28 protein-coding genes are annotated in these 25865 nt (G+C 68.1%); 20 read left to right on the forward strand and 8 right to left on the reverse strand.

Annotated features, from left to right (window positions below):
• Positions 1 to 8: 8 nt before the first annotated feature.
• Positions 9 to 1400: an L-serine ammonia-lyase gene (locus ABLE38_RS17235; protein WP_348975481.1), complete on the reverse strand. Its 1392-nt coding sequence runs from the start codon at positions 1398 to 1400 to the stop codon at positions 9 to 11.
• Between the two features lie 213 nt (positions 1401 to 1613).
• Entirely contained in the window at positions 1614 to 3452 is a 1839-nt protein-coding gene (gene aspS / locus ABLE38_RS17240; RefSeq protein ID WP_348975842.1) for an aspartate--tRNA ligase, read from the reverse strand.
• Between the two features lie 97 nt (positions 3453 to 3549).
• Between aspS and rnd the strand changes: the two genes are divergently transcribed.
• Both rnd and ABLE38_RS17250 read left to right on the forward strand, forming a co-directional pair.
• Positions 3550 to 4725 carry a ribonuclease D gene (gene rnd / locus ABLE38_RS17245; protein WP_348975482.1) on the forward strand — a complete coding sequence of 392 codons (1176 nt, stop codon included), beginning with the start codon at positions 3550 to 3552 and terminating at the stop codon, positions 4723 to 4725.
• A complete protein-coding gene (locus tag ABLE38_RS17250; RefSeq protein WP_348975483.1) occupies positions 4722 to 5012 on the forward strand; it encodes an I78 family peptidase inhibitor in 291 nt (96 codons plus the stop codon). The genes rnd and ABLE38_RS17250 overlap by 4 nt, the downstream gene beginning before the upstream one ends.
• A gap of 12 nt (positions 5013 to 5024) precedes the next feature.
• Here ABLE38_RS17250 and ABLE38_RS17255 read toward each other — a convergent pair whose 3' ends face one another.
• The 5 genes from ABLE38_RS17255 to ABLE38_RS17275 form a co-directional block, all read right to left on the reverse strand.
• Positions 5025 to 6110: a serine hydrolase domain-containing protein gene (locus ABLE38_RS17255; protein WP_348975484.1), complete on the reverse strand. Its 1086-nt coding sequence runs from the start codon at positions 6108 to 6110 to the stop codon at positions 5025 to 5027.
• Positions 6111 to 6174: 64 nt separating this feature from the next.
• Positions 6175 to 7674 (reverse strand): Ppx/GppA family phosphatase, encoded by a 1500-nt coding sequence (locus ABLE38_RS17260; RefSeq protein ID WP_348975485.1) that lies wholly within the window; start codon positions 7672 to 7674, stop codon positions 6175 to 6177.
• Positions 7671 to 9839 (reverse strand): RNA degradosome polyphosphate kinase, encoded by a 2169-nt coding sequence (locus ABLE38_RS17265; RefSeq protein WP_348975486.1) that lies wholly within the window; start codon positions 9837 to 9839, stop codon positions 7671 to 7673. The genes ABLE38_RS17260 and ABLE38_RS17265 overlap by 4 nt, the downstream gene beginning before the upstream one ends.
• Before the next feature lie 23 nt (positions 9840 to 9862).
• The gene (locus ABLE38_RS17270; RefSeq protein ID WP_348975487.1) at positions 9863 to 10468 is read right to left on the reverse strand and encodes a chromosomal replication initiator DnaA; all 606 of its coding nucleotides are present in this window, start codon (positions 10466 to 10468) and stop codon (positions 9863 to 9865) included.
• Positions 10465 to 11757: a heavy-metal-associated domain-containing protein gene (locus tag ABLE38_RS17275; RefSeq protein WP_348975488.1), complete on the reverse strand. Its 1293-nt coding sequence runs from the start codon at positions 11755 to 11757 to the stop codon at positions 10465 to 10467. The genes ABLE38_RS17270 and ABLE38_RS17275 overlap by 4 nt, the downstream gene beginning before the upstream one ends.
• Positions 11758 to 11863: 106 nt before the next feature.
• On the opposite strand from ABLE38_RS17275, the gene purM reads away from it, so the two are divergent.
• The 10 genes from purM to ABLE38_RS17325 all read left to right on the forward strand — a co-directional run bounded on the left by purM (position 11864) and on the right by ABLE38_RS17325 (position 19704).
• Entirely contained in the window at positions 11864 to 12958 is a 1095-nt protein-coding gene (gene purM, locus ABLE38_RS17280) for a phosphoribosylformylglycinamidine cyclo-ligase (RefSeq protein WP_348975489.1), read from the forward strand.
• A gap of 92 nt (positions 12959 to 13050) precedes the next feature.
• On the forward strand, positions 13051 to 13617 hold the full coding sequence (gene purN / locus ABLE38_RS17285; RefSeq protein ID WP_348975490.1) for a phosphoribosylglycinamide formyltransferase: 567 nt from the start codon (positions 13051 to 13053) through the stop codon (positions 13615 to 13617).
• Positions 13602 to 13985 carry an MmcQ/YjbR family DNA-binding protein gene (locus tag ABLE38_RS17290; protein ID WP_348975491.1) on the forward strand — a complete coding sequence of 128 codons (384 nt, stop codon included), beginning with the start codon at positions 13602 to 13604 and terminating at the stop codon, positions 13983 to 13985. Before purN ends, ABLE38_RS17290 begins: the two co-directional genes overlap by 16 nt.
• A 92-nt stretch (positions 13986 to 14077) precedes the next feature.
• Positions 14078 to 14275, forward strand: coding sequence for a hypothetical protein (locus tag ABLE38_RS17295; protein ID WP_348975492.1), 198 nt, complete (start codon positions 14078 to 14080; stop codon positions 14273 to 14275).
• 43 nt (positions 14276 to 14318) lie between these two features.
• Entirely contained in the window at positions 14319 to 15014 is a 696-nt protein-coding gene (locus ABLE38_RS17300) for an endonuclease/exonuclease/phosphatase family protein (RefSeq protein ID WP_348975493.1), read from the forward strand.
• Entirely contained in the window at positions 15014 to 17305 is a 2292-nt protein-coding gene (locus tag ABLE38_RS17305) for a patatin-like protein (protein ID WP_348975494.1), read from the forward strand. The genes ABLE38_RS17300 and ABLE38_RS17305 overlap by 1 nt, the downstream gene beginning before the upstream one ends.
• Before the next feature lie 192 nt (positions 17306 to 17497).
• Entirely contained in the window at positions 17498 to 17845 is a 348-nt protein-coding gene (locus ABLE38_RS17310; protein ID WP_348975495.1) for a lipopolysaccharide assembly protein LapA domain-containing protein, read from the forward strand.
• Positions 17842 to 18513, forward strand: a complete 672-nt coding sequence (gene pyrF, locus ABLE38_RS17315) for an orotidine-5'-phosphate decarboxylase (RefSeq protein ID WP_348975496.1) — start codon at positions 17842 to 17844, stop codon at positions 18511 to 18513. Before ABLE38_RS17310 ends, pyrF begins: the two co-directional genes overlap by 4 nt.
• On the forward strand, positions 18513 to 18959 hold the full coding sequence (locus ABLE38_RS17320) for a hypothetical protein (protein WP_348975497.1): 447 nt from the start codon (positions 18513 to 18515) through the stop codon (positions 18957 to 18959). Before pyrF ends, ABLE38_RS17320 begins: the two co-directional genes overlap by 1 nt.
• A 49-nt stretch (positions 18960 to 19008) precedes the next feature.
• Positions 19009 to 19704: a hypothetical protein gene (locus ABLE38_RS17325; protein WP_348975498.1), complete on the forward strand. Its 696-nt coding sequence runs from the start codon at positions 19009 to 19011 to the stop codon at positions 19702 to 19704.
• 100 nt (positions 19705 to 19804) lie between these two features.
• Here the strand turns inward: ABLE38_RS17325 and ABLE38_RS17330 are convergent, their stop codons facing one another.
• Entirely contained in the window at positions 19805 to 20545 is a 741-nt protein-coding gene (locus ABLE38_RS17330; RefSeq protein WP_348975499.1) for an SDR family oxidoreductase, read from the reverse strand.
• Positions 20546 to 20640: 95 nt separating this feature from the next.
• Between ABLE38_RS17330 and ABLE38_RS17335 the strand changes: the two genes are divergently transcribed.
• From ABLE38_RS17335 to accD, 8 genes are all read left to right on the forward strand, one after another.
• The gene (locus tag ABLE38_RS17335; protein ID WP_348975500.1) at positions 20641 to 21030 is read left to right on the forward strand and encodes a helix-turn-helix domain-containing protein; all 390 of its coding nucleotides are present in this window, start codon (positions 20641 to 20643) and stop codon (positions 21028 to 21030) included.
• A gap of 108 nt (positions 21031 to 21138) precedes the next feature.
• Positions 21139 to 21651: a GNAT family N-acetyltransferase gene (locus tag ABLE38_RS17340; RefSeq protein WP_348975501.1), complete on the forward strand. Its 513-nt coding sequence runs from the start codon at positions 21139 to 21141 to the stop codon at positions 21649 to 21651.
• Complete coding sequence (locus tag ABLE38_RS17345; protein WP_348975502.1) at positions 21651 to 22289, forward strand: phosphoribosylanthranilate isomerase; 639 nt, start codon at positions 21651 to 21653, stop codon at positions 22287 to 22289. The genes ABLE38_RS17340 and ABLE38_RS17345 overlap by 1 nt, the downstream gene beginning before the upstream one ends.
• A gap of 89 nt (positions 22290 to 22378) precedes the next feature.
• Positions 22379 to 23638, forward strand: a complete 1260-nt coding sequence (gene trpB / locus ABLE38_RS17350; RefSeq protein ID WP_348975503.1) for a tryptophan synthase subunit beta — start codon at positions 22379 to 22381, stop codon at positions 23636 to 23638.
• Between the two features lie 17 nt (positions 23639 to 23655).
• The gene (locus ABLE38_RS17355) at positions 23656 to 23850 is read left to right on the forward strand and encodes a hypothetical protein (RefSeq protein WP_348975504.1); all 195 of its coding nucleotides are present in this window, start codon (positions 23656 to 23658) and stop codon (positions 23848 to 23850) included.
• Entirely contained in the window at positions 23843 to 24136 is a 294-nt protein-coding gene (locus tag ABLE38_RS17360) for a hypothetical protein (RefSeq protein WP_348975505.1), read from the forward strand. The genes ABLE38_RS17355 and ABLE38_RS17360 overlap by 8 nt, the downstream gene beginning before the upstream one ends.
• Positions 24133 to 24924 carry a tryptophan synthase subunit alpha gene (gene trpA, locus ABLE38_RS17365; protein ID WP_348975506.1) on the forward strand — a complete coding sequence of 264 codons (792 nt, stop codon included), beginning with the start codon at positions 24133 to 24135 and terminating at the stop codon, positions 24922 to 24924. The genes ABLE38_RS17360 and trpA overlap by 4 nt, the downstream gene beginning before the upstream one ends.
• Positions 24921 to 25775, forward strand: a complete 855-nt coding sequence (gene accD / locus ABLE38_RS17370) for an acetyl-CoA carboxylase, carboxyltransferase subunit beta (RefSeq protein WP_348975507.1) — start codon at positions 24921 to 24923, stop codon at positions 25773 to 25775. Before trpA ends, accD begins: the two co-directional genes overlap by 4 nt.
• Positions 25776 to 25865: the final 90 nt, after the last annotated feature.

A 25865-nucleotide genomic window follows, 5' to 3' on the forward strand; every position in this document is an offset into this window, starting at 1 on the left:
GCTATGGCTCAGCACGCCACCACGTTGACCGCGAGCCCGCCCTGGGCGGTCTCCTTGTATTTCGAGCGCATGTCCTCGCCGGTCTGGCGCATCGTCTCGATCACCGCGTCGAGGCTGACGATGTGGCTGCCGTCGCCGTGGAGGGCCAGATACGCCGCGTTGATCGCCTTGATCGCGCCCATCGTGTTGCGCTCGATGCAGGGGATCTGGACCAGGCCGCCGATCGGATCGCAGGTGAGGCCGAGATTATGCTCCATGCCGATCTCGGCGGCATTCTCGATCTGCGCGTTGGTCGCGCCGAGCGCGGCGGCCAGCCCGGCCGCGGCCATCGAGCAGGCGACGCCCACCTCGCCCTGGCAGCCCATCTCGGCGGCCGAGATCGAGGCGCGCTTCTTGTAGAGGAAGCCGATCGCCGCGGTGGTGAGCAGGAAGGTGCGCGATCCGGCGGGCGTCGGGTTGGCGCAGAAGGTCTCGTAATAGCGCAGCACCGCCGGGATCACGCCGGCGGCGCCATTGGTCGGCGCGGTGACGACGCGGCCGCCGGCGGCATTCTCCTCGTTCACGGCGAGCGCCCATAGGCTCACCCAGTCGAAGACGAGCGAGGGATCGCTGCGCGGGCCGCGCGCGAGCAGGCGCTGGTGGAGGTCGCGGGCGCGGCGCTTGACCTTGAGGCCGCCGGGCAACTCCCCCTCCCCGCGCATACCGCGGTCGATGCAGGCCGACATCGCAGCGCGCAGGCTGTCGACGAACGCATCGGTCTCGGCATCGTCGCGCCAGGCGGCTTCGTTGGCGCGGACGATATCGGCGATCGTCGCGCCCTGCGCGTCGGCCACGGCGAGCAGCTCGGCGCCCGAGGTGAAGGCGAAGGGCAGCTTGATGTTGGTCTGCGGCGCCTCGCAGCCACCCTCGACGATCGCGCCGCCACCGATCGAGTAGAAGAAGGTCTCCCAGGGCTCGCCCTCGGCATAATGCGCGACGAAGCGCATGCCATTGGGGTGCGAGGGCAGGAACTTGTCGTCGCGGAAGACGAGGTGGCGGCCCTCGACGAAGGGCACAGTGACATGGCCGCCGAGCGCCAGCTGCTGCTCGGCGCGGACGGTGGCGACGATCGCGTTCACCGCATCGGGATCGACGCTCTCGGGCCGGTAGCCGGCGAGCCCGAGGATCACCGCGATATCGGTGGCGTGGCCGCGCCCGGTGAGCGCGAGCGAGCCGAACAGCTCGCAGGAGACGGCGACGGGGGTGCCGCGATCGAGCGCGGCTTCGGCAAAAGCATGCGCCGCGCGCATCGGGCCGACGGTGTGCGAGCTCGACGGGCCGATGCCGATCGTGAACAGATCGGCCAGCCCAATGGTCGCGTCCGCCCGGGCGCGGGCCCGGGTGGTGGTGTCGTCAGACATTTCTACTCCTGCGTCCGGGCTCTGGTGGCCGGATTGCTCGTTATGGTTGTAGTTTTATGTCTGTAGGTTGAAGTTTTATAACTTCAAGCCGAGGCAATACCCATAACCGTCATCCCCGCGCAGGCGGGGATCCAGAGTGGTGGAGCGATGTCCTGTTTGACTCTGGATCCCCGCCTGCGCGGGGATGACGATGGAAAATAGGATGCGGTGGGTTCACCCCGCCGAAGGATCGACGATGCCGTCGGTGCCCTTCTTGGCGAGGTCCGCCGCGACCTGCGGGGCGAGGCGGATGTTGAGCTCCTTGAGCTGCTTCTCGCTGACGAAGGACGGCGCCTGCATCATCAGGTCCTCGGCCTTCTGCGTCATCGGGAAGACGATCACCTCGCGGATGTTCGGCTCGTCGGCGAGCAGCATGACGATGCGATCGACACCCGGGGCCGAGCCGCCGTGCGGCGGGGCGCCGAACTTGAAGGCGTTGATCATGCCCGCGAAGTTGGTGTCGACATCGGCCTGGGTGTAGCCGGCGATCTCGAACGCCTTGTACATGATCTCCGGACGGTGGTTCCGGATCGCGCCCGACGACAGCTCGATGCCGTTGCAGACGATGTCGTACTGGTACGCCAGGATGTCGAGCGGGTCCTTGGTCTCCAGCGCCTCGAGCTCGCCCTGCGGCATGCTGAAGGGGTTGTGGCTGAAGTCGACCTTCTTGGCGTCCTCGTCATATTCGAACATCGGGAAGTCGACGATCCAGCAGAATTCGAAGCGCTTCCTGTCGATCAGCTCGAGCTGCTCGGCGGCGCGGGTGCGCGCGAGGCCGGCGAGCTTGGCGGCCTGGGCTTCCTTGCCCGCGGCGAAGAAGATGCCGTCGTTCGGGCCGAGGCCCATGGCATCCGCAATGGCCTTCATGCCCTCCTGGCCGTGGTTGTTGGCGATCGGGCCGCCGAACACGCCGTCCTTCTGGGTGGCATAGCCGAGGCCCGGGAAGCCCTCCGACTGCGCCCAGCTGTTCATGTCGTCGAAGAACTTGCGGCTCTTCTCGTGCGTGTTCGGTGCCGGGACCGCGCGGACGACGTCGCCTCCCTCGACGATCGAAGCGAAGCGGCCGAAGCCCGAGCCCTTGAAGAAGTCCGACACGTCGGTGATCAGCAACGGGTTGCGCAAGTCCGGCTTGTCGTTGCCGTACTTCAGCATCGATTCCTTGTACGGGATGCGCTTGAAGGGAAGAGCGGAAACGCTGCGGCCCATGCCCTCCCAATCGGCGAATTCCTCGAACACGCCGTGCAGCACCGGCTCGATCGCGGCGAAGACGTCGTCCTGGGTGACGTAGCTCATCTCGAAATCGAGCTGGTAGAATTCGCCCGGGCTGCGATCGGCGCGAGCGTCCTCGTCGCGGAAGCAGGGAGCGATCTGGAAATAGCGGTCAAAGCCGGCGACCATCAGCAGCTGCTTGAACATCTGCGGCGCCTGGGGAAGCGCGTAGAACTTGCCGGGGTGGACGCGGCTGGGCACGAGATAGTCGCGGGCACCCTCGGGGCTGCTCGCGGTGAGGATCGGCGTCTGGAACTCGGTGAAGCCCTGGTCGATCATCCGGCGGCGCAGCGAGGCGATGACGCTCGAGCGCAGCATGATGTTCTTGTGGACCTTCTCGCGGCGCAGATCGAGGAAGCGGTACCGAAGACGAATGTCCTCGGGATATTCATTGTCGCCGAACACCGGGAGCGGCAACTCCTGCGCCTGGCTCTGGATTTTCGCCTCGGTGACGCGGATCTCGACCTCGCCGGTCGGCAGGTTCGGGTTCACTGCCGCGGTATCGCGGGCGACGACCTTGCCGGTCATCGTCACCACCGATTCGCTGCGCAGCGACTCGATCACCTGGAAGGCCGGGCCATCGACCTCGGTGACGATCTGGGTGATGCCGTAATGGTCGCGCAGGTCGATGAAGACCAGGTCGCCATGGTCGCGCTTGCGGTGGACCCAGCCCGACAGGCGGACTTCCTGGCCGACATGTTCGGCGCGGAGCTGGGCGCAGGTGTGCGTGCGATAGGCGTGCATGATCGGCATCAACTTTTTGTGCGAGTGAAAAAGGATCGCGTGCGCTTTCCCCTCCCACCCTCTTTTGTCAACCCGAAGACCGGTCTATGGGCCTAGGATGCATATCCATGGTCTGATTGAAGACAGTGCGGCTCTCGCCAATCTCTGCGCCCGTTTCGCCAACAAGCCCTATATCTGCGTGGACACCGAGTTCATGCGGGAAAACAGCTATTGGCCCGAACTCTGCCTGATCCAGATCGCCGACGACGAAGAGGCCGCGGCGATCGATCCGATGGGCGATATCGACATGACTCCCCTGCTCGACCTGATGACGAACAACGAGGACGTGCTGAAGGTCTTCCACGCCGGCGGGCAGGACATCGAGATCGTCTACAACCTCACCGGCAAGACCCCGCACCCGCTGTTCGACACCCAGGTCGCGGCGATGGCGCTCGGGCTGGGCGAGCAGATCGGCTATTCGAACCTGGTCGACACCTATCTGGGCTTCACGATCGACAAGGGCGCCCGCTTCACCGACTGGAGCCGCCGACCGCTCGACAAGCGCCAGATCGACTATGCCATCGCCGACGTGACCCACCTCTCCAAGATCTTCCCCAAGATGTTGGAGAAGCTGAAGAAGACCGGCCGCGGCGCCTGGCTCGACCAGGAGATGGAGCGGCTCGCCGATCCCGAGAACTACCACAACGACCCGGACGAGGCCTGGCAGCGCGTGCGCGTCTCCAGCCGCAAGCCCGAAGTGCTGGGCCGGCTGAAGGCGCTCGGCCGGTGGCGCGAGCTCGAGGCGCAGGGCAAGGACCTGCCGCGCGGCCGCATCATCAAGGACGAGACGCTCGCCGACCTCGCCGGCAACCCGCCGCGCAAGCAGAGCGACCTGGGCAAGGTGCGCGGGCTCTCGGCGGCCTGGGCGGGCAATGATATCGGCGGGCGGCTGATGGCGGCGCTGGAAGGCGCCACGCCGATGTCAGCGGACGAGATGCCGGCGCGCGACGACCGCAAGCCCTCGCTCGGCAAGGACGGCGCGCTGGTGGCGGACCTGCTCAAGCTGCTGCTCAAGATCCGCGCCAAGGAGATCAACGTGGCGCCGCGCCTGCTCGCCCGCTCGGACGACCTCGAATCGCTCGCCGCGGGCGTGCGCGACGGGCTGTCGATCCTGCAGGGCTGGCGCTTCGAGCAGTTCGGGCGCGACGCGCTCAACCTGGTCGAGGGTCAGCTGGGGTTCACCGTCAAGAATGGCAAGCTCAAGATGACCCGCACCGAGGAGCCGGAAGCATGATTCGCCTCGCCATCCCCGCCGCTGCTGCGCTGCTGACGCTGGGCGCCTGCGCGCCCAAGGCGCCGCCCGAGCCGATCCCCGGCGTGGAGTGCAATGCGAGCAAGCTGGGCGGGCTGGTCGGCAAGACGCGCAGCCCGGAGACCGAGGCGGAGGCGCTCCGGCTGTCGCGCGCGCGGACGTCGCGCTGGCTCGGGCCCGACAGCGCGGCGACGATGGATTTCCGGCCGGACCGGCTGAACGTGATCCTCGACGCCGAGGGGAAGATCATATCGGCGCGCTGCGGCTAAGGGCGCGGTGAGCTAGGCCCGCGGCTCCGCACCGAACAGGCTGTCGGTGAACAGGTCGATCGCCTTTTGCGAAATCCCGCTGTTGTTGAGCAGCACCATCGCCTCGCGCGTGTCGTAGCGATGCGCGAGCAGGGTGCGGTAGCCCGCGGTGCGCCCGGTTTCCCATGCCGCCTCCACTGGTTTGCCGCCGATCGTCATCGTCCGCACCCTGCCGCCGAGCGCATAGTCCTGATCGGGCACGCGCACGGTGCGCAGCGCCTGAAGCGACGCCGGCGACAGGAAGCCGGCGTCGAACACCAGGTGGCCGGCGCGGACGAGGTCGGGCGCATTGCTGTAATAGCCGCCCGACGCCGCCGTGATCGGGGTGCGCGGATTGGGCCATTCGACCGGGGGCTCGAGCGTGCGATAGGATAGCGCCGCGCCGGGCGCGATCTCGACGCCCGCCGCTGCGCTGGTGTGGGCGAGGCCGAGCGGATCGAGCGTGATCGCGCGCATTGCCTGCTGGAAGGGCTTGCCCGTCGCCGCCTCGACGATCGCGATGACGAGGAACCAGTTGGTCATCGCATAATCGAACTTCGCGCCCGGCTCGAAGGCGAGATCGCCCGAGGCGAAGCGGCGCACCGAGTCGGCGGTGCCGATATCGGTGGTAAGCAGCGCGGGCTCGGCCTTGAGCGCGGCGATATAGTCGTTGGGGATGCCGCTGGTGTTTGACAGCAGGTGCGCGAGCCGGACCTTGGCGCCGGTGTCCGCGCGGTAGCCCGGCAGCAGCGTCGCGATCGGCGCGTCGAGCGAGAGCCTGCCCGCTTCGACCAGCTTGAGGACGGTCACGCTGGTGAGGAACTTGGAGATCGAGGCGATGCCGTACACCGTATCGGTGGTCGCCGGCCTGGCGGCGGCGATGTCGGCCATGCCGAAATTGCGGGCGTAGAGGAGCTTGCCGGCCTTTGCCCGCACGATCGTGCCGGTGAACCCGTTCGCCTTGACGAACGCGTCGATCAGGGGATCGTCCTTGACGGCCCGGGCGGATGCCGGCAGCGGCGCCAGCGCGGCGACGCCGGTGGCGAGGCTGCCCTGCAAAATGGTGCGTCGATCGATCATGCTGTCCCCCCACAAAGCCACGCGGATGCGGGGTCATTGCGGGAGCGGCATGAACTCCGGATGACTAGACCTCGAGCACCGGCTGGCGCCCGAACGCTGCCGCCAGCGCCTTGTGGCGCTTCTCGACCGCTTCGCCGTAGAGCGCCTCGTCCGCCGGATCGAGGACCAGCGCAAGCGTCTCCGCGTCGATGTGCAGCTCGGAGCGCCGGATCGGCGCGGCGACGCCGCCCGAGAGGCGCTGGCCGAGGCGGATGGCGAGGCCCCAGAGCTTGGCGCGCCACAGCGTGTCGTCGTCGGCGAGCTGTTGGAGCGGCGCCGGGGTGTCGAGCCCGCCGCCGAGCGCAGTGTAGAGCGCCTGGCCGAGCGCGGCGCGGCCGCTCGAATCGATCGCCACCCAATTGCCGTGCAGCGCCGCATCGAGGCCGCGTTCGGCACGGAACTCCGGATTGGCGTGCCAGCCGACGTCCACCAGCTGGCAGGCGGCCTGGCGCAGCCGGGCGAGTTCGGGCGGCTCGCCGGCGAAGAGCGGCGCGATCCACTGGTCGAGCAGGTCGCCATGCTCGGCGAAGCGGCCGAGCCGCTCGCCCTCGTCGCGGGTAGCGGCGATCAGCGGGTCCTGCTGGCGTTCCTCGGCGGAGAGGCGCTGGTAGAGCAGCCCTTCGCGCAGGCCATAGGCGGATACGATCGTGCCGCTGCTGCCGAGCTGCCGGAGGACATGGCCGAGCAGCATCGCGGCGTCCTCGAGCGAGCCGACGCGCGCGCTGGAGATGTTGGGGATCGCCTTGAGATCGGACTTGGGCATCACCGCGATCGAGCTGGCCAGCTCGGCGATGCGGGTGACCGCCATCGGATATTGGTGCGCGACCGGCAGCGGATAGTGGCGCAGGTGCATGTCGAGCCGCGCCAGGCTGCGCCACGAGCCGCCGACCAGGTAGAAGGGCAGCCCCTTGCCCCGCCCCTTCCACCCGGCGTCGGTGAGCAGCCTGGTCACGCGGCGTTCGAGCGCGCCTTTCCCCTCCGCCCGGACTGCGCCGAGGCGCAGCACACCGAGCGGGAACGACACGCGATCGGTGACCGTGCCGGCGACGACGCGGACCAGCTCGAGCGAGCCGCCGCCAAGGTCGCCGACGATGCCATCGGCTTCGGGAATGCCCGAGAGCACGCCCAGCCCCGAGGCCATCGCCTCTTCCTCGCCCGACAGCGTCTCGACTTCGAGGCCGAGGTTGCGCGCGGCGTCGATCAGCTCGCGGCCGTTGGAGGCGTCGCGCACGGCCGCGGTGGCGACGGTGCGCAGCTCGCTCACCTGCATCTCGCGCGCCAGCGTGGCGAAGCGGGCGAGCGCGCCGCGGGCGACGGCGAGGCTGCCGGCGTCGATCGCGCCGGTCTCGGCCAGGCCGCGCCCGAGGCCGGCCATCACCTTTTCGTTGAACAAGGTCGCCGGCAAGCGCGCCGAGCCCTGATAGACCACCAGGCGCACCGAGTTGGAGCCGATGTCGATGATCGCGGTGCGGCCGTCGACGGGCTGGGGCTTGGTGCGTGCCTTGCGGAACAGGAGCGTGCTCATCCCTTGGCCTTGGCCCTTGTTCCGCGGCGCTTCAACTGGAGCTTGGGCACCGGCTTGCGGGCATCGAGCGCGGCGCCGCGGCCCGAAAGCGACGGATTGGTCATGAAATAGCGATGCAGGTTGAAGCTGCCGTCCTCGCCGGGCTCGACCCGCGTGTAATGGCCGTCGCTCTGCAGCACCCAGCTCTGCTCATTGTCGAGCAGGTTCGCGACCATCACCTGGTCGAGCACCTGATCGTGCACCGTCTTGTTGAGGATCGGCAGCATGAACTCGACGCGGCGATCGAAATTGCGCTGCATCCAGTCGGCCGAGGAGATGTAGACCTTGGCGCCGTCATTGGGCAGCGCCTTGCCGTTGCCGAATGCCCAGATGCGACTGTGCTCGAGGAAGCGGCCGACGATCGACTTGACCTTGATGTGCTCGGACATGCCGGGGACGCCGGGGCGCAGGCAGCAGATGCCGCGGATGATCAGCTCGATCTCCACGCCGGCATTGCTCGCCTCGTAGAGCTTCTCGATCACCGCGGGGTCGACCAGCGAGTTCATCTTGGCCCAGATCGCGCCCGGACGCCCGGCGCGGGCATGGGCGATCTCGTCGTCGATCAGCCCGACCAGGTTGTTGCGTAGGTCGCGCGGGGAGATGCCGAGCAGCTCGAGCCCCTGCGGCTCCACATAGCCGGTGACATAGTTGAAGATCTGCGCGGCATCGCGGCCGATGCGCGGATCGGCGGTGAAGAAGCTGATATCGGTGTAGATGCGCGCGGTGACCGGGTGGTAGTTGCCGGTGCCGAAGTGGCAATAGGTGCGATAGCCATTGCCCTCGCGCCGCACGACCATCGAGACCTTGGCGTGCGTCTTCCAGTCGATGAAGCCATAGACGACCTGGACGCCGGCGCGCTCGAGTGCCGTTGCCCAATAGAGGTTCTGCTCCTCGTCGAAGCGGGCCTTCAATTCGACCACCGCGGTCACCGACTTGCCCGCCTCGGCCGCGCTGATCAGCGCGTTGATCACCTGGGGCTGCTTGCCGGCGCGGTAGAGCGTCTGCTTGATCGCCACCACGTCGGGATCGGCTGCCGCCTGGCCGAGGAAGGAGAGCACGACGTCGAAGCTCTCATAGGGGTGGTGGACGACGATGTCCTTGGCCTTGATCGCCGCGAAGCAATCGCCGCCATATTCGCGGATCCGCTCGGGAAAGCGCGCCGAGAAGGGCGTGAACTTGAGGTCGGGCCGGTCCTCGTCGACCAGCATCGCCAGGTCGCCGATGCCGAGGAAGCCGCCGGTCTCGGTGAGCAACGCCTCGCTGCCGCCCAGCTCCTCCTTGAGCACCGCTTCCAGTTCGGGCGAGATGCTCTCCTCCATCTCGAGGCGGATCACCCGGCCCCGCCGCCGGCGCTTGATCGCCGAGCGGAAGGTCATCACCAGATCCTCGGCCTCTTCCTCGATCTCGAGGTCGCTGTCGCGCAGCACGCGGAAGGCGGCGGCGCCGAGCAGCGTGTAGCCGGGGAAGAGCAGGTGCGAGAAATGCTTGAGCACCGTCTCGACCGCGACATAGCGCGCCGGCGTGCCGGGCAGCCGGACGAAGCGCTTGAGCGCGGTGGGAAGCAGCACCAGCTCGCGCACCGGCTCGCGGTCCGACTTGCGGACCAGATCGAAGATCACGCTCGACCCCTGGTTGGGGATGAACGGGAACGGGTGCGCCGGATCGAGCGCCTGGGGGGTAAGGATCGGGAAGATCTGGTCGCGGAAATGGGTTTCCAGCCAGGCCTCGGTCTCGCCCTCGATCTCGGCGGCGTCGAGCACGAAGATGCCGGTCTCGGTCAGGTCGCCGCGGATATCGACCCAGACGCCCTGCTGGTTGTCGGCCAGCGCCTCGGCCTCGGCGGAAATCGCCTCGAGCTGCTGGCTGGGCGTGAGCCCGTCGACCGAGCGCGCCTCCACATTCTGGAGCTGCTGGCCCATCAGGCCGGCGACGCGGACCATGAAGAACTCGTCGAAGTTCGAGCCGGAGATCGACAGGAAGCGAAGCCGCTCGAGCAGCGGCTGGGCGGGGTTGCACGCCTCTTCCATCACGCGGCGGTTGAACGCGAGCCAGCTCAGCTCGCGGTTGAAGTAACGTGTGGAATCTTCCGGCAATTCGGTCATCGAACCCTCTTCAACGGCGCGCATTCTTGCTGCCTTGGCCATCGCCGTTAGTCGCCGTCCGTTTCGGTTATGAGACCAGTCGTGGCCAATGTGGCCCGGACCGCGGGTATCGACAAGCGCTTCCCCGCCTCCAGCTCCAATGCATCGGCAACGCGCAGGATCGCGATATGGCTGCGCTCGATCCGCCGGGCGATCCAGGCGATCACGTCGGGCTTGGCGTGGAGCAAGTGGCGCTCGAAGGCGCGCTCGAGCAGCTGGGGGATGAGCGCGTCGTCGGGCGGGCCGAGCTCGAGCAGCGGCGAGGCGGCGAGGCGCGACTTGAGATCGGGCAGCTTCACCGCCCATTCGGGCGGCGCGGCCTGCGCCACGATCAGCAGCGGGCGGTGATCGGCCTGGGCCTGGTTCCAGGCGTGGAACACCTCGGCCTCCTTGCCGAGATCGGCATCGTCGAAGATCCGCGCGCCGGTCTTGGCGGCGAAGATGCGCGCAAGCAGGCTGCGGCCGGACTTGCGCGGGCCGACGAGCAGCGCCGACATCACCGGCCAGGTTCCCCAATGTTCGAGCTGATGGACCGCGCGGGAATTGGAGTCGCTGACCAGGAATTCCGTCTCGCGCGCCTCGGGCAGTCCAAGCGGCAGGCGAAGCTGCGTCATCCGCCGTTCGGGGCTGCCGTTGCCGTGCCGGTGGGCGCCGGTATCGGTTGCTGGGCACCGCCGCCGCTTCCGCCCGCACGGCGGATGCGGAGCACCCCTGCCCCCTCCTGCACGCTCCAGCCGCGCGCCTCGAGCTGGGCGCGCAGGCCCGGGATCGCGCCGTCATAGGTGACGCGCATCACCGAGACGCCGCCGAGCGCCAGGCTCGAGGTGACCGCGGTGCGCACGCCCGGAATGCCGCGCAGCGCCGCCTCGCCGGCATTGACCGAGCCGACATTGGGCGTGTCGAACTGGATGTTGACCGCCGCGCTGCCGGCGGCGGTGGCGCTTGCCTCCGGCGTGGGCGTGGCTTCCGCGGTCGCCTCGTCGGTCGGCTTTTCCTCCTCGGCCTTGGCCGAGGGCGGGCGCGTGGCGAGCAGCCGGTCGGTATGGAGCTGGCCGAGCGCGAGCGCTTCCTGATAGGCCTTGTCGAGCCGCTGGACGCCGGCGTCCATCAGCGTGTCGAGCGAATCGCCATTGTCTACCCTGAGGGCGAAGTCGGCGATCTTCTGGCGATCGGGGCCGTGGGTGGCGGAGAAGATGCCGATGATCGGACCGCCGGGATATTCGCGGCGCAGCTGCACCTCGGCGATCAGCACGTCGGCCGCGCCATATTGGTCGAGCACCGAGCGCCACCAGTTGCGGCCGCGGCGCAGCACCTGGCCGGCGTTGAGCAGCATCGCGTCGGGGCCGTTGCCCTGCACGCGGACATAATCGACCGTGCTGCCGCCGCTCTTGAAGCGGTTCCACGCCTTGGCCCAGGCAGTCTCGCGCTCGAACACCAGCCCCGAGCCGCCCGAATATTCGAGCGGGACGATCAGCATCGGCGGCGACTGGTTCACCGCCACCGAGACGCCGAGGATGCTGCCCGCCTTGTTGCGATCGAACAGCACGCTGAGCTTGGCGATATAGCGGGTCGGGCCGATCTGCTCCTGCTCGACGACGATGCCGGTGACCAGCGAATCGAGCGCCGAATCGGACATGGTCGAGGCCTTGCCGGTCAGCTTGCGCGACAGCATATCCCAGCCCTTGCGCTGGGCGAGCCGCCAGCCGCCATAGCGGGTGGACTCGGCATCCTTGCCCTTCACGTCGACATCGACGCCCGAGACCTCGAAGCTGCCGGAGGCGTCGATCGGCACGGCGCTGCCGCCGCCGCTCTTGCCGTCGCCTTCCGCCCACACGGCGCCGAGCCCCGCAAGCGAAAGCGCGGAAGCGATGCCGATGGTGAGGAATTTGCGGGCGGCGGTCATGTGAGCGCCCTTTTGGCGAAGCGAGCGGGGAAAACCAAGCGCAGATGTAACAAAGCGCATCCCGGAGCGGGGTGACGCGGCGAACGGATGGCGCTAAGCGCGCGCCATGAGCGACCCGAAGAACTATACCTACGCCCAGGCGGGCGTCTCGATCGCGGCCGGCAACGCGCTGGTCCGTGCGATCGGCCCGCTCGCCAAGTCCACGCGCCGCGCCGGCGCCGACGCCGATCTCGGCGGGTTCGGCGGCGTGTTCGACCTCAAGGCGGCCGGGTTCACCGATCCGCTGCTGGTCGCGGCGAATGACGGCGTCGGCACCAAGCTCAAGCTCGCGATCGACTATGACGCGCATGACGGCGTCGGCGTCGACCTGGTCGCGATGTGCGCCAACGACCTGATCGTCCAAGGTGCCGAGCCGCTCTTCTTCCTCGACTATTACGCCAGCGGCAAGCTGGTGGCCGAGACCGCCGAGCGCGTGATCGCCAGCATTGCCGAGGGCTGCCGCCAGGCCGGCTGCGCGCTGATCGGCGGCGAGACCGCCGAGATGCCGGGCATGTATGCCGAGAATGATTACGACCTGGCCGGCTTCTGCGTCGGCGCGGTCGAGCGCAGCCAGCTGCTCGACGGCAGCGCGATCCGCCCGGGCGACGTGCTGCTCGGCCTCGGCTCCACGGGCGTGCACTCGAACGGCTTCTCGCTGGTCCGCCGCCTCGCCGCGGACAAGGGCTGGAAGATGGACCGCCCGGCGCTGTTCGACCAGGACGTGATCCTGCTCGATGCGCTGATGGCGCCGACGCGCATCTATGTGCAAAGCCTGCTTCCGCAACTTCGCAAGGGCACGATCCACGGCCTGGCGCACATCACCGGCGGCGGCCTGCTCGAGAATGTTCCGCGCGTGCTGCCCGAAGGCTGCCATGCCCGGATCGAGGCGGGTGCCTGGCCGCTGCCGCGGCTGATGGCGTTCCTGCAGGCGCAGGGGAATATCGAGCCCGAGGAAATGGCGCGCACCTTCAACTGCGGCATCGGCATGGTCGCGGTGGTCTCGCCCGACGTGGCGGATGCAGTGAAGGAAGAACTCACCGCCGCGGGCGAGGAAGTGTTCGTGATCGGCACCGTCGAGGCGGGCGAGCGCGGCTGCACCGTGTTCGGCGCGGAAGAGGTCTGGAGCGCGCGTGGCGACTGGTCTGCGACCCACAATGCCTGAGTCCAAGCTTCCCCCGGCGAAGGCCGGGGCCCAGACTCAGCGTTGCAACTTTCAAGACTGGGCCCCGGCCTTCGCTGGGGAAAAGTAGAGCCATGCGGCGCAAGCTGGGGATTTTGATCTCGGGCCGAGGCTCGAACATGGCCGCGCTGGTAGAGGCGGCCAAGGCGCCGGACTGCCCCTATGAAGTCGCGCTCGTCGCCAGCGACAAGCCTGAGGCCGAGGGGCTCGCCTGGGCCGCTTCGCAGGGCGTCGCCACCTTTGCGCAGAGCCCCAAGGGCATGCCCAAGGCAGAGTACGAGGCGAAGATCGATACGGCGCTGCGCGAGGCGGGCGTCGAGGCGATCGCGCTGGCCGGGTACATGCGGCTGCTCTCGGACGATTTCGTCCAGGCCTGGCGCGGGCGGATCGTCAACATCCACCCCTCGCTGCTGCCCAAGTACAAGGGGCTGGACACGCATCGCCGCGCGCTGGTCGCGGGGGACCTGGTCGCGGGCTGCTCGGTGCATGTCGTGACCGAGGAGCTCGATGCCGGCGAAGTGCTCGGCCAGGCCGAAGTGCGGATCGAGGCGCGCGATACGCCCGAGACGCTTGCCGAACGCGTGCTCGGCGAGGAACATCGCCTCTATCCCCGGGTTGTCGCGCAATGGCTGGCGCGCTGAACTCCGATCCCGATCCCGTCCTCGCGCAGGTCCGCGCGATCGCGCTCGACTTGCCCGAGAGCGAGGAGCGGCCCAGCCACGGCCAGGCGACCTTCTTCGTCGCCGGCAAGCAGTTCGCCCAGTTCCGCCACGACCATCATGGCGACGGCCGCACGATCGTCGCGGTGAAGACCGCCGACGACGAGGAAGGCCCGAACCTGATCGAGGTCGCGCCGGAGACCTATTCGAAGGTCGCCTATTTCGGCGTCGGCTGGGTGGGCATTTCGCTCGCCGGGCCCGAGATCGACTGGGATTTCGTCGGCGACCGGATCGCGCGCAGCTGGGAACTCGCCGCCCCGCGCCGCCTGCTCGAGGCCGGCGGTCGCTGAAACCAAAGGTTTTTCGGGATATTTTCCCGTTCACCTTTGTTGGGGTCCCATTCCCGTCTCGCTGCCCGAGACCGGCGAATGGAGAAAATAAGATGGGAAAGATCTCCCACGCCGAACCGGAAGAGCTGCCTGGCGTCGCGACGGCCGAACAGGGTGTGGTGCTGCTCGACGGCCCCGACGGCGTCGCCATCGCGATGACGCCCGAGGCCGCGGAAGAAACCGGCAGGCGCCTGGTGGCGGCGGCGCAGGAAGCCGCCAGCCAGACCAGCGCCGAGGCGCACCCGAGCTGAGGCCCTTGCACATGCTCCCCTGCTCCCGTGATAAGGAGCGCCGATGATCAAGGTCGCCAGCTACAACATGCGCAAGTCGATCGGCACCGACCGGCGCCGGCGGCCCGAGCGCACGCTCCAGGTGCTCTGCGAGATCAATGCCGACATCGTCGCGCTCCAGGAAGCCGATCGCCGCTTCGGCGAGCGCTCGGCGGTGCTGACCGGGCATCTGCTTGCCGAGCATAGCGACTACAAGGCGATCCCCTTCGGCACCAAGGCGCGCTCGATGGGCTGGCACGGCAACGCGCTGCTGGTGCGCAAGGACGCGACCATTCTGGACTGCGAGGCGATCCATCTGCCCGCGCTCGAGCCGCGCGGCGCAGTGATGGCCGATGTCCGGCTGGCGAGCGGCTCGGTGATACGCGTCGTCGGCATGCATCTCGACCTGTCCGGCCTGTGGCGGCGGCGCCAGGCCCATGCGATCATCACGCACCTCCAGGCGAGCACGCACCAGCATCCGACGATCCTGATGGGCGACCTCAACGAATGGAGCGCCCAGTCCGGCTGCCTGCGCGACTTCGCCAGCCACTTCACCTTCGCCGGCACGGGCAAGAGCTTCCATGCCCGCCGCCCAATGGCCAAGCTCGACCGGATCATGGCGAGCCCGGAGTTGACCTTCACCGGTGCCGGGGTGCACGACAGCCTGCAGGCGCGGACCGCTTCGGACCATTTGCCGATCTGGGCGACTATAAAGCTTTAATGGCCGAAACGCGCGACAAGGAACTGCGGCTCGCACTGGTCTGCTACGGCGGGATCAGCCTGGCCGTATACATGCACGGCATCACCAAGGAGATCTGGCGCCTCGCCCGGGCGAGCTGCGCCGAGCGCGACGGTGCCGATGCCAGCCCCGACGTCTATCGCGAGCTGCTCGAGGAGATCCGCGAGACCAGCGGCGTCAACCTGCGCGTGCTGGTCGACATCCTTGCCGGCGCCAGCGCGGGCGGGATCAACACGGTGTTCCTGGCGCAGGCGATCGCCACCGGCCAGTCGCTCGATCCGCTGACCGACCTGTGGATGGACAATGCCGATGTCGAGGCGCTGCTCGAGCCGCGCCAGCGCCCGTCGCACCGCTTCGCCAAGCTCTGGGCGGTGCCGATCGCCTGGCTGGTCGCCAATCGCTCGAAGACGGTGGACGAGACGGTGGAGGCCGGCGCGCGCACCGAAGTGCGCGCCAAGCTCGAGCATTTCGTCCGCTCGCGCTGGTTCGAGCCGCCATTCGGCGGCAAGCGCCTGGCGAACACGATCCTCAACGCGTTCGAGGCGATGGCCAAGGGGCCGAAGGAAAAGCGGCTGCTGCCCGACGGCCAGCCGCTCGACCTGTTCGTCACCGTCACCGATTTCCGCGGCCATCCCGAGGCGCTGCGGCTCAATTCGCCGGCCTCGGTGATGGAGAACGAGCACCGCCTCGTCTTCTCCTTCACCGATCGCGGCTATCCCGGCGAGCAGTTCGCCGATGCGCCGAGCCTGACCTTCGCGGCGCGGGCGACCTCGAGCTTCCCGGGCGCCTTCCCGCCGATGACGGTGGCCGAGATGGACGAGCTGCTCGCCGAGCGGAAACAGGCCTGGCCCGAGCGCGACCAGTTCCTCGAGCGGATGCTGCCGCACCAATGGGAGGACAACAAGGCCGAGAAGGCGATCCTGATCGACGGCTCGGTGCTCGCCAACGCGCCCTTCCGCCCGGCGATGGAAGCGCTCAAGGAGCGCCCTGCCCGCCGCCAGGTCGACCGGCGCTTCGTCTTCGTCGATCCCTTCCCGAATTTCCGCTTCGATTTCTACGGCGCCAGCGACGAGAAGCCGGGCTTCTTCGCGACGATCATCGGCGCGCTCTCCGAGCTGCCGCGCGAGCAGCCGATCCGCGACAATCTCGACGAGATCGCCCGCCGCTCGCACCGGATCGAGCGGATGCTGTCGATCGTCGGCGAGATCCGCGCCGAAGTGGAGACGCAGGTCGAGGCGCTGTTCGGCTATACGCTGTGGCTCGACTATCCCAACCAGAAGCGCCTCGCCGCCTGGCGCCGCCGCGCCCAGGTCGCCGCCGCGGCCAAGGCGGGGTACGGCCACACCGCCTATGGCCTGCTCAAGGTCGAGGGCGCGATCGATCGCACCGCGCGGCTGCTCTACACGGTCGGCGAGCGGCACGGGCCCGAGCGTCTGCACGAGATCCGCGAGGCGCTGGCCGCCGCGGTCCAGTCGCGCGGGGCGGACCGGTTCGGGGCGACGCTGTCCAACGGCGCCTCGCCCGAGACGCTCGAATTCCTGCGCGCGCACGATCTCGGCTTCCGCATCCGCCGGCTGCGGCTGCTCGCCCGGCGGCTGACCGAGATCGACCTGCCGACCAGCCACGGCGCGCTCAAGCCGATGCGCGAGGCGATCTATGACTCGCTCGCCGCCTATCTCGAATTGAAGCGCGCCGACACCTATGCGGACCTGCGCGACGAGGTCCGGATGATGACCGACGATGCCGGGCCGATCCTCGATCGCCTGGCGGAGCGGATGCAGCTCAAGCAGCTCGACGCCGAGACCGATGCGCGGCTGGCCGGGGGGCTGAGCACGCTCTCCAAGGAGCTGCGCCGCCCGCTCCTCCTCGCGCATCTCGGCTTCCCCTTCTACGACATCGCCACCGTGCCGCTGCTCCAGGGCGAGGGCGTCGACGAGTTCGACCCGATCCGCGTCGACCGCATCGCTCCCGACGATGCCACCGCGATCCGCACCGGCGGGGCGGAGGCGACGCTGAAGGGCATCCAGTTCAACAGCTTCGGCGCCTTCTTCAGCCGCGCCTATCGCGAGAACGACTATCTCTGGGGCCGCCTGCACGGCGCCGACCGGCTGATCGACATCGTCCTCTCCACGCTGCTGCTGGAGGCGCGGCTGCCCGAGGAACGCGTGAAGGCGATCAAGCGCCGCGCCTTCCACGCGATCCTCGACGAGGAGGAGACCCGGCTGACCAGCATTCCCGGGCTGTTCGAGGAACTGCGCGCGGAGATCGGGTAATTTCCCTCTCCCCTTGGGAGAGGGAGGGAGCCGCGAAGCGGCGGAAGGGTGAGGGTCGAGAGGTAGAATCTACTCTCACCCTTCCCACTCGCTTCGCTCGCGGGCCCCTTCCCGCTCCCAAGGGGAGCGGGAGTTTGCGCAAAACCCCTTCCCGGCATAGAACCGCCCCGTCCTCACACGGAAGGGAGAAGGATGCGGTTTCTGAAGGTGCTGTTCTGGCTGTTGCTGGGCGGTCTCGTCGCAGGCTTTGTGATCTATAACGGCGACGAGCGCGTGAACGTGCACCTGTGGAGCGGCCTGATCGCCGATTTCAGCCTGCCGCTGCTGCTGATCCTCGTCTTCCTCGCCGGGCTGCTGCCGGTGCTGCTCGCCTATCACGCGCTGCGCTGGCGGATGCGCCAGCGGATCACCGGGCTGGAGCGCGCGCTGAACGACATCCGCGCGATCAACGCGATGCCCGAGCCGGTCGTCGTCGTGCCCGATCCCGTCCCCGCTCCTGCCGCGCCCCAGGCCGCGCTTCCGCTGGGGGACGTGCATTGAGCCCGATCTATGTCGCGATCGATACGCCCGACATCGCGCGCGCCAAGGCGATCGCCACCCGCGTGAAGGCGCATGTCGGCGGGATCAAGCTCGGCCTCGAATTCTTCATGGCGAACGGCCGCGCCGGCGTGCACGAGATGCACGACATCGGCCTGCCGATCTTCCTCGACCTCAAGTTCCACGACATCCCCAACACCGTCGCCAAGGCGATCCAGGCGCTGCGCCCGCTCGAGCCGGCGATCCTGACCGTCCACGCCTCGGGCGGCCGCGCGATGCTCGAGGACGCCAAGGCCGCGGCGCCGACGGGCACCAAGGTGGTCGCGGTGACGATGCTCACCAGCCTCGACGACAGCGACCTGGTCTCGGTCGGCCTCCGGCCCGATCCGCACGAGCAGGTGATGCGGCTGACCGAGCTCGCCCGGTCGGCGGGCGTCGACGGCATCGTCTGCTCGGGCGCCGAAGTCGCCGCGGCCAAGGCGATCTGGCATGACGGCTTCTTCGTCGTCCCCGGCGTGCGCCCGGCGAACGGCGTGGTCGGCGACCAGAAGCGCGTGGTGACGCCGCGCGCCGCGCTCGATGCCGGCGCGTCGATCCTGGTGGTCGGCCGCCCGATCACCCAGGCGGCCGACCCGGATCTCGCCGCGCGCGAGATCGAGGCGACGCTCTGATGCTCGCCGCCGCGCTGCTGCTGGCCTTGGCGGCGGCGCGGGACGGCAACATCGTGATCTTCGGGCCGGACAAGGTCGGGGCGATGCTCCGCCAATGTTCGCGCGCCGTGCCCAAGCCCGGCGAGAGCGGCTGGACGCCGAGCGCGGCGGATGTCGCCAGGCTGGAGGCGAAGCTGCCCGCCGCGCTGCGGCTGATGCGGCCCGATCCCTTTGCCCGCAAGGAACTCGCGGCGGTTCCGCAGGGCTGGCTGCGCCAATATGTCGGCATCGTCCGCGGCGGGAAGCGCTACATCTACGGCAATTTCATGCCGGACACGATCGGGCTCCGCAGCCATTGGCGTGATCAGCCGATCGACATCTGCGATGGCGGCCCGGCCAATTTTGGCGCCGAATATGACGTGGCAAAGGACGCGATCGACCATCTCGCCTTCAACGGCATGGCCTGATCGCGGGTATATCCAGGAGTGAAGCGAAGCACTTAGGCAGGAGGCAGCGATGTTGCGGATCACGGCTTTCGGACTGTTCGCCCTTTTCCTCGCGCTCTGCGGCCTGCGCGCCGCGACTCCGCCCCCGCAATCGGCCAGCTTCGATTGCGCCAAGGCCAGCCACCCGCTCGAGAAGACGATCTGCGCCAGTCCGAAGCTGCGCGCGCTCGATGGCGAGGTGGCGGCGCTGTACAAGGCCAAGCTGGCTGTGCTGTTCGACAAGCAGGGCTTCAAGGGCCAGCAGCGCGACTGGCAGCAGATCCTGCGGTCGCGCTGCGCGAAGACCTGCGACCCCGCCGCGGTCGAGGCCGACTATACCGTCCAGCGCGATTCGCTGAAGAGCTTCGGCGAGGAGCTGTGGGAGGCGAGCTACAAGACCGCCGATGTCGCCCAGCTGACGATCAACCATGTCGATGCGCGGCAGTTCGACTTCGGCATCACGCGCGACCTGGAGGGCAAGATGCTGTGCAGGCTGCCCGCCAGCGACGGCGAGGCCGGCGCGATCGCCACCCTCGCCTCGCCCGCCCAGGCGAGCTGGAGCGCCGGCGCGTGCCGGATCGACTTCGCCCTGACCCGCGACGCGACCGGCCATGTCACCCGGATCGACACCACCGCGTCGGCGGGCTGCAAGCGCTACTGCACGGGCACGTACGGGCTGAGCGACGCCTTCCTGCCCGCGAACAGCTGGGTGGCGAGCAACCAGTGAGTTCTTCCGTCATCTCGGCCTTGAGCCGGGATCCCGCTTCTTCATACGGCGGCAAGGCAGCGGGACCCCGGCTCAAGGCCGGGGTGACGAGGAAGAATGCCTACCCGTTCAGCGCGCCGAACACCTTGGCATAGTCGCCGCGCGCTTCGGCGAAGCGGAGGAACTTGACCCGCTCGGTCAGGTTCTCGTCCGCGCCCGCGTCGAGCTGCGCCATCGTCTCGGCGATATAGTCGGCGAGCGGCATCGAATTGGGGTTCTCGGCATGGCCGGGCATCAGGTCGGTCGCCACTGCCGGCGGAGCGATCTCGATAACCTTCACCGCCGTGTCCTTGAGCTGGTGGCGCAGCGACTGGCTCCAGCTGTGGATCGCCGCCTTGGTTGCCGAATAGGTCGGCGTGGCGGTGAGCGGCACGAAGGCGAGGCCCGAGGAGACGGTGGCGATAACCGCCTTCGGCCGGGCGAGCAGATGCGGCAGCAGCGCGGCGTTGAGCCGGATCGGGCCGAGCAGATTGGTGGCGATCGTCGCCTCGGCGACGGCCAGGTCCGATCCCGGCGCGGTCAGCGCCTCGGCCTGCATGATGCCGGCATTGTGGATGACGAAGTCGAGCGCCGGGTGCGCCGCGACGATCTCGGCGGCGAAGCGGGCGATGTCGGCGGGATCCGACACGTCGAGCGTCGCGGTGGCGATGCCCGGGTTCGCCGCGGCGACTTCCTCGAGCGCGCTCGCGCGGCGGCCCGAGACGATCACCTTGTTGCCGCGGGCATGCAGCGCCTCGGCGAGCGCGCGGCCGATGCCCGAGCCGCCGCCGGTGATCAGGATGGTGTTGCCGGTCATGTCCATGATGCGTCCTTCGATTGGGTGGACGCTGGATATCGTATTGTGGTACCCTTTGGGGAGTAGGCACCCAAAATATTCATACATACCTTTTGGAAACCATGGCGACCAACCCGCACCACGACTATCCTGACCTCGATCCGCGGGTCGAGGCGCTCGTCACCGACATCATCGGTCGCGTCGCCGACAAATGGACGATGATCGTGCTCGAGGCACTCACCGAGCATGGCGAGTTGCGCTTCTCGAAACTGCGCGCCGAATGCGGCGGGATCAGCCAGAAGATGCTCACCCAGACGGTGCGCGCGATGGAGCGCGACGGGCTGCTGATCCGCACCGTCCATCCGGTGATCCCGCCGCGCGTCGAGTATCGCCTCACCGATCTCGGCGGCAGCCTGGCCGAGGCGTTTTGCGGGGTATGGGTATGGGCGGCACGCAATCTGGAACGGATCGACGGCGCGCGAGCCAGCTTCGATGCGCGAGCGGCGGACTAATCTTGGTCGTCCTGACCACCTTGTTCCCCGGCGAAAGCGGGGAACAGCCAAGGAGCCGGTGAGCGCGGGGCACTTGCCAAACCCCCGCTACCGTCCGACAGAGCGCGCATGCCCGAGACCGTCACGATCCGCGCCGCAACCCGCGCCGACCTGCCCGCGATCCATCCGGTGATCGAGCGCGCCTATCGCGGCGAGACCGCGCGTGCCGGCTGGACGCATGAGGCGGACCTGATAATCGACAGCCCGCGCACCGATATCGCCACGCTCATCGCCATCGTCGACGATCCGGCCCAGCGCCTGCTCATCGCCGATACCGGCAATGGCCTGCTCGGCTGCGTGCAGGTGACCAGCAAGGGCGACGGCCTGGCCTATCTCGGGCTGCTCTGCGTCGACCCGGGGCTGCAGTCCGCCGGGCTCGGCAAGCAGCTCGTCACCGCCGCCGAGGAGTGCGCGCGCGAGGCGTTCGGCGCCGGCGCGATGGAAATGACGGTGATCGACCGCCGCGCCGAGCTGATCGCCTTCTACGAACGTCGCGGCTATCGCAACTCGGGCGAGAAGCGCGACTTCCCGGTGCCGCTCGACCCGCCGCTGTTCATGGACGTGCTGGTCAAGGCGCTCTGATGCCGGTCACCGCCAAGATCTGCGGCCTGTCCACGCCCGAGACGCTCGACGCGGCGATCGCCGGCGGGGCGAGCCATGTCGGCTTCGTGTTCTTTCCCCCCTCCCCGCGCAATGTCGGGATCGAGCAGGCGCGGGCGCTGGCGGCGCGCGTGCCCGATCATGTCACCAAGGTCGGCGTGTTCGTCGATCCCGACGATGCGCTGATCGAGGCCGTGACCGGCGCGACCGGCATCCGGACGCTGCAGCTCCACAAGACCGGGTTCGAGCGCGTCGCCGAGCTGGGTGGCCGCGGCCATCATGTCTGGCCGGCGATTTCGGTGAAGCGCGCCTCCGACTTGGCCGAAGGCGCGCGCTATGCCGGCATCCCCGTCGACCGGATCGTGTACGATGCCAAGACGCCCGATGACGCGCTGTTGCCCGGCGGCATGGGGTTGCGCTTCGACTGGACGATGCTGACCGGCTATCGCCATCCCGCCCCCTGGATGCTGGCGGGCGGGCTCGATCCGGAGAATGTGATCCCGGCGATCCAGGTCACCGGCGCCCGCCTGGTCGATGTCTCCTCGGGCGTCGAAAATACGCCCGGCGTCAAGGATGTTGCCAAGATCGCCGCATTCCTTAAAGCGGTGGCGCAATGTTGAGGCTCTCCGCCCCTGTCCGCATCGGATCTCGATGGCGTTGATCGCTCGCTTCCACGCCAGCGCCCGCCAACCGAACCTGTGAGATACGCATGACCGACACTGCCGCGACAGACACTGCACCCTTGGCCAATTCCCTGCGCAACCTGCCTGACGAGCATGGCCATTTCGGCCAGTTCGGCGGCCGCTTCGTCGCCGAGACGCTGATGCCGCTGATCCTCGACCTCGAGCGCGAATATCGCGCGGCCAAGGCGGACCCCGCCTTCCAGGCCGAGTTCGACGACCTGATGGAGCATTATGTCGGCCGCCCGAGCCCGCTCTATTATGCCGAACGGCTGACCGAGCATTACCGCGAGAGTGCGCCCGAGGGTCACGGCGCCAAGATCTATTTCAAGCGCGAGGAGCTGAACCACACCGGCGCGCACAAGATCAACAACTGCATCGGCCAGATCCTGCTCGCTCGCCGCATGGGCAAGACGCGCATCATCGCCGAGACCGGCGCGGGCCAGCACGGCGTCGCCACCGCCACGGTTGCGGCGCGTTTCGGGCTGCCCTGCGTGATCTTCATGGGCGCCAAGGATGTCGAGCGGCAGAAGCCCAACGTCTTCCGCATGAAGCTGCTCGGTGCCGAGGTGCATCCGGTGACCTCGGGCGCGGAGACGCTCAAGGACGCGATGAACGAAGCCCTTCGGGATTGGGTCGCCAACGTCCACGACACTTTCTACATCATCGGCACCGCGGCTGGGCCACACCCCTATCCCGAGCTGGTCCGCGACTTCCAGAGCGTGATCGGCACCGAGACGCGCGCGCAGATCCAGAAGGCCGAGGGCCGCCTGCCTGACCTGCTGATCGCCGCGGTCGGCGGCGGATCGAACGCGATCGGGCTGTTCCATCCCTTCCTCGACGATGCCGACGTGGCGATGATCGGCGTCGAGGCGGCGGGGCACGGCGTCGAGACCGACAAGCATGCCGCGAGCCTGAACGGCGGCGCGCCCGGCATCCTCCACGGCAACCGCACCTACCTCCTCCAGGACGAGGACGGCCAGATCACCGAGGCGCACTCGATCTCGGCGGGCCTCGACTATCCGGGCATCGGCCCCGAGCATAGCTGGCTGCACGAGAGCGGGCGGGTGGACTATCTCCCGGTGACGGACACGCAGGCGCTCGACGCGTTCCAGCTCTGCTGCAAGCTCGAGGGTATCATCCCCGCGCTCGAAAGCTCGCACGCGCTCGCAGCTTTGGAGAGCAAGGCACGGGAAATGCGCGAGGACCAGATCATCGTGGTCAATGTCTCCGGGCGCGGCGACAAGGACATCTTCACGGTGGCGGAGCATCTGGGGTTCGAGCTGTGAGTGCGCATTGCTGCGAGATGATGCGTTCGAACGTCGAGCGGACCTGTGATGCGCATCCCGATCGATATGACTGTCCGGATTGCCTCGTGGACTATAGCGCGCGCCGTAACCTGTATGGCCTGATGATCCGCAATGAGGCTGGTGGCGGCATGGTGACCATTCAATTTTGCCCGTGGTGCGGCACCAAGCTGCCGGAGGCTGCCAATGACTGACCGCCTCTCCGTCGCCTTCCCCGCCGGGGTTCGAGCTGTGAGCATGAAGATCTTCAAGAGAATCGACTGGCGGTACACGGTCTGGAACGCGGACGGCACCCGTGCCTGGGCGCGCATCGCGAAGACCTTTGCGCTGCTCCTAGCTTTTCAGATGCTGGGCGTCGTCGCTGCGACTTGGTTGATGCACCGAAATTTCGAGATGACGCCGAACTTCGTCGGGTTGCTGATCGTCGATCTGGTAATGATAGCCGGCGCATTGTTCTTCGTGCCGGAGCCTGAAAAGTGAGCGCGCGCCTCTCCTCCGCCTTCCCCGCCAACCGCGCCGCGCTGGTCACCTTCATCACCGCGGGCGACGGCGACACCGCCGCCAACCTCGACGCGCTCGTCGCAGGCGGGGCGGACGTGATCGAGCTGGGCATGCCGTTCACCGATCCGATGGCCGATGGCCCGGCGATCCAGGCGGCGAACCTGCGCGCGCTCGCCAAGGGCACGCGCACGGCCGACGTCCTCACGATCGTCGAGAGCTTCCGCGCCCGGCATCCGGAGGTGCCGCTGGTGCTGATGGGCTATGCCAACACGATGACCCGGCCGACGCCCGCGGCCTTTGCCGCCAAGGCGGCTCAGGCCGGCGCGGACGGCGTGATCATCGTCGACATCCCGCCCGAGGAAGCGAGCGAAGTCGCGCCCTTCACCGCGAACGGCATCGACGTCATCCGCCTCGCCACCCCAACCACCGATGCCGCGCGCCTGCCGGCGGTGCTCGAGGGGGCATCGGGCTTCCTCTATTATGTCTCGGTCGCCGGGATCACCGGGCTGCAACAGGCGGCGCAAGGCTCGATCGAGGATGCCGTGGCGCGGCTCAAGGCCGCCACCGACCTGCCCGTCGTGGTCGGCTTCGGCGTCCGCACGCCCGAACAGGCCGAGGCGATCGCGCGCGTGGCCGACGGCGTCGTCGTCGGCTCGGCAATCGTTGAACTCGTCGGAAAACACGGGAAGGGTGCGCCGGAGCAGGTCCGCGCCTATATCCATTCCCTCAAGACGGCCGTGGAGGCCGCAAGGAAAGAAGTCGCATGAGCTGGATCGATCGCGTCCGCAACGTCCTCTCCTTCACCCCGAAGAAGGAGACCCCCGACAATCTCTGGCACAAGTGCAAGGGATGCGGGCAGATGGTGTTCCTCGCCGAGCTCGAGGCGAACCAATATGTCTGCCCGCACTGCGACTTCCATGAGCGGATCGGGCCGGCCAAGCGCTTCCAGTATCTGTTCGACGAGGGCAGCTTCACGCTGCTGCCGACGCCCAAGGTGGCCGAGGACCCGCTCAAGTTCCGCGACCAGAAGCCCTATCCGGTCCGGCTGAAGGCGGCGCGCACTGCGACCGGCGAGCCCGACGCGTTCCTCAACGCCTCCGGCACGATCCTCGGTCGCAAGGCAGTGATCGGCGTGCAGGACTTCGCCTTCATGGGCGGATCGATGGGCCAGGCCGTGGGCGAGGCGTTCATCCAGGGCGTCGAGGCGGCAATCGCGGCGCGGGCGCCGTACATCGCCTTCACCGCGTCGGGCGGCGCGCGCATGCAGGAGGGCATCCTCTCGCTGATGCAGATGCCGCGCACCACCGTGGCGATCGAGATGCTCCACGATGCGGGGCTCCCCTATATCGTCGTGCTGACCGACCCGACCTCGGGCGGGGTGATGGCCGCATATGCGATGCTGGGCGACGTCCAGATCGCCGAGCCGCGCGCCACGCTCGCCTTCACCGGCCGCCGCGTGATCGAGAACACGATCCGCGAGAAGCTGCCCGACGATTTCCAGACCTCGGAATATTATCTCCAGCACGGCCTGGTCGACATGGTGACGCACCGCAAGGAACTGCGCGAGACGCTGGGCCAGCTGATCGGGCTGCTTTGCGAGGGGAAGAAGGCGGCCTAAGGCTGGCGCTAAGCCCCTCCCCCTCGGGGGAGGGGTTTGGGGTGGGACATGTGTCTCACCAAGACTTTCGTTCGCGGATAGCCCCCACCC

The organism is Sphingomonas sp. KR3-1, assembly GCF_040049295.1.
Taxonomy (GTDB): Bacteria; Pseudomonadota; Alphaproteobacteria; order Sphingomonadales; family Sphingomonadaceae; genus Sphingomonas.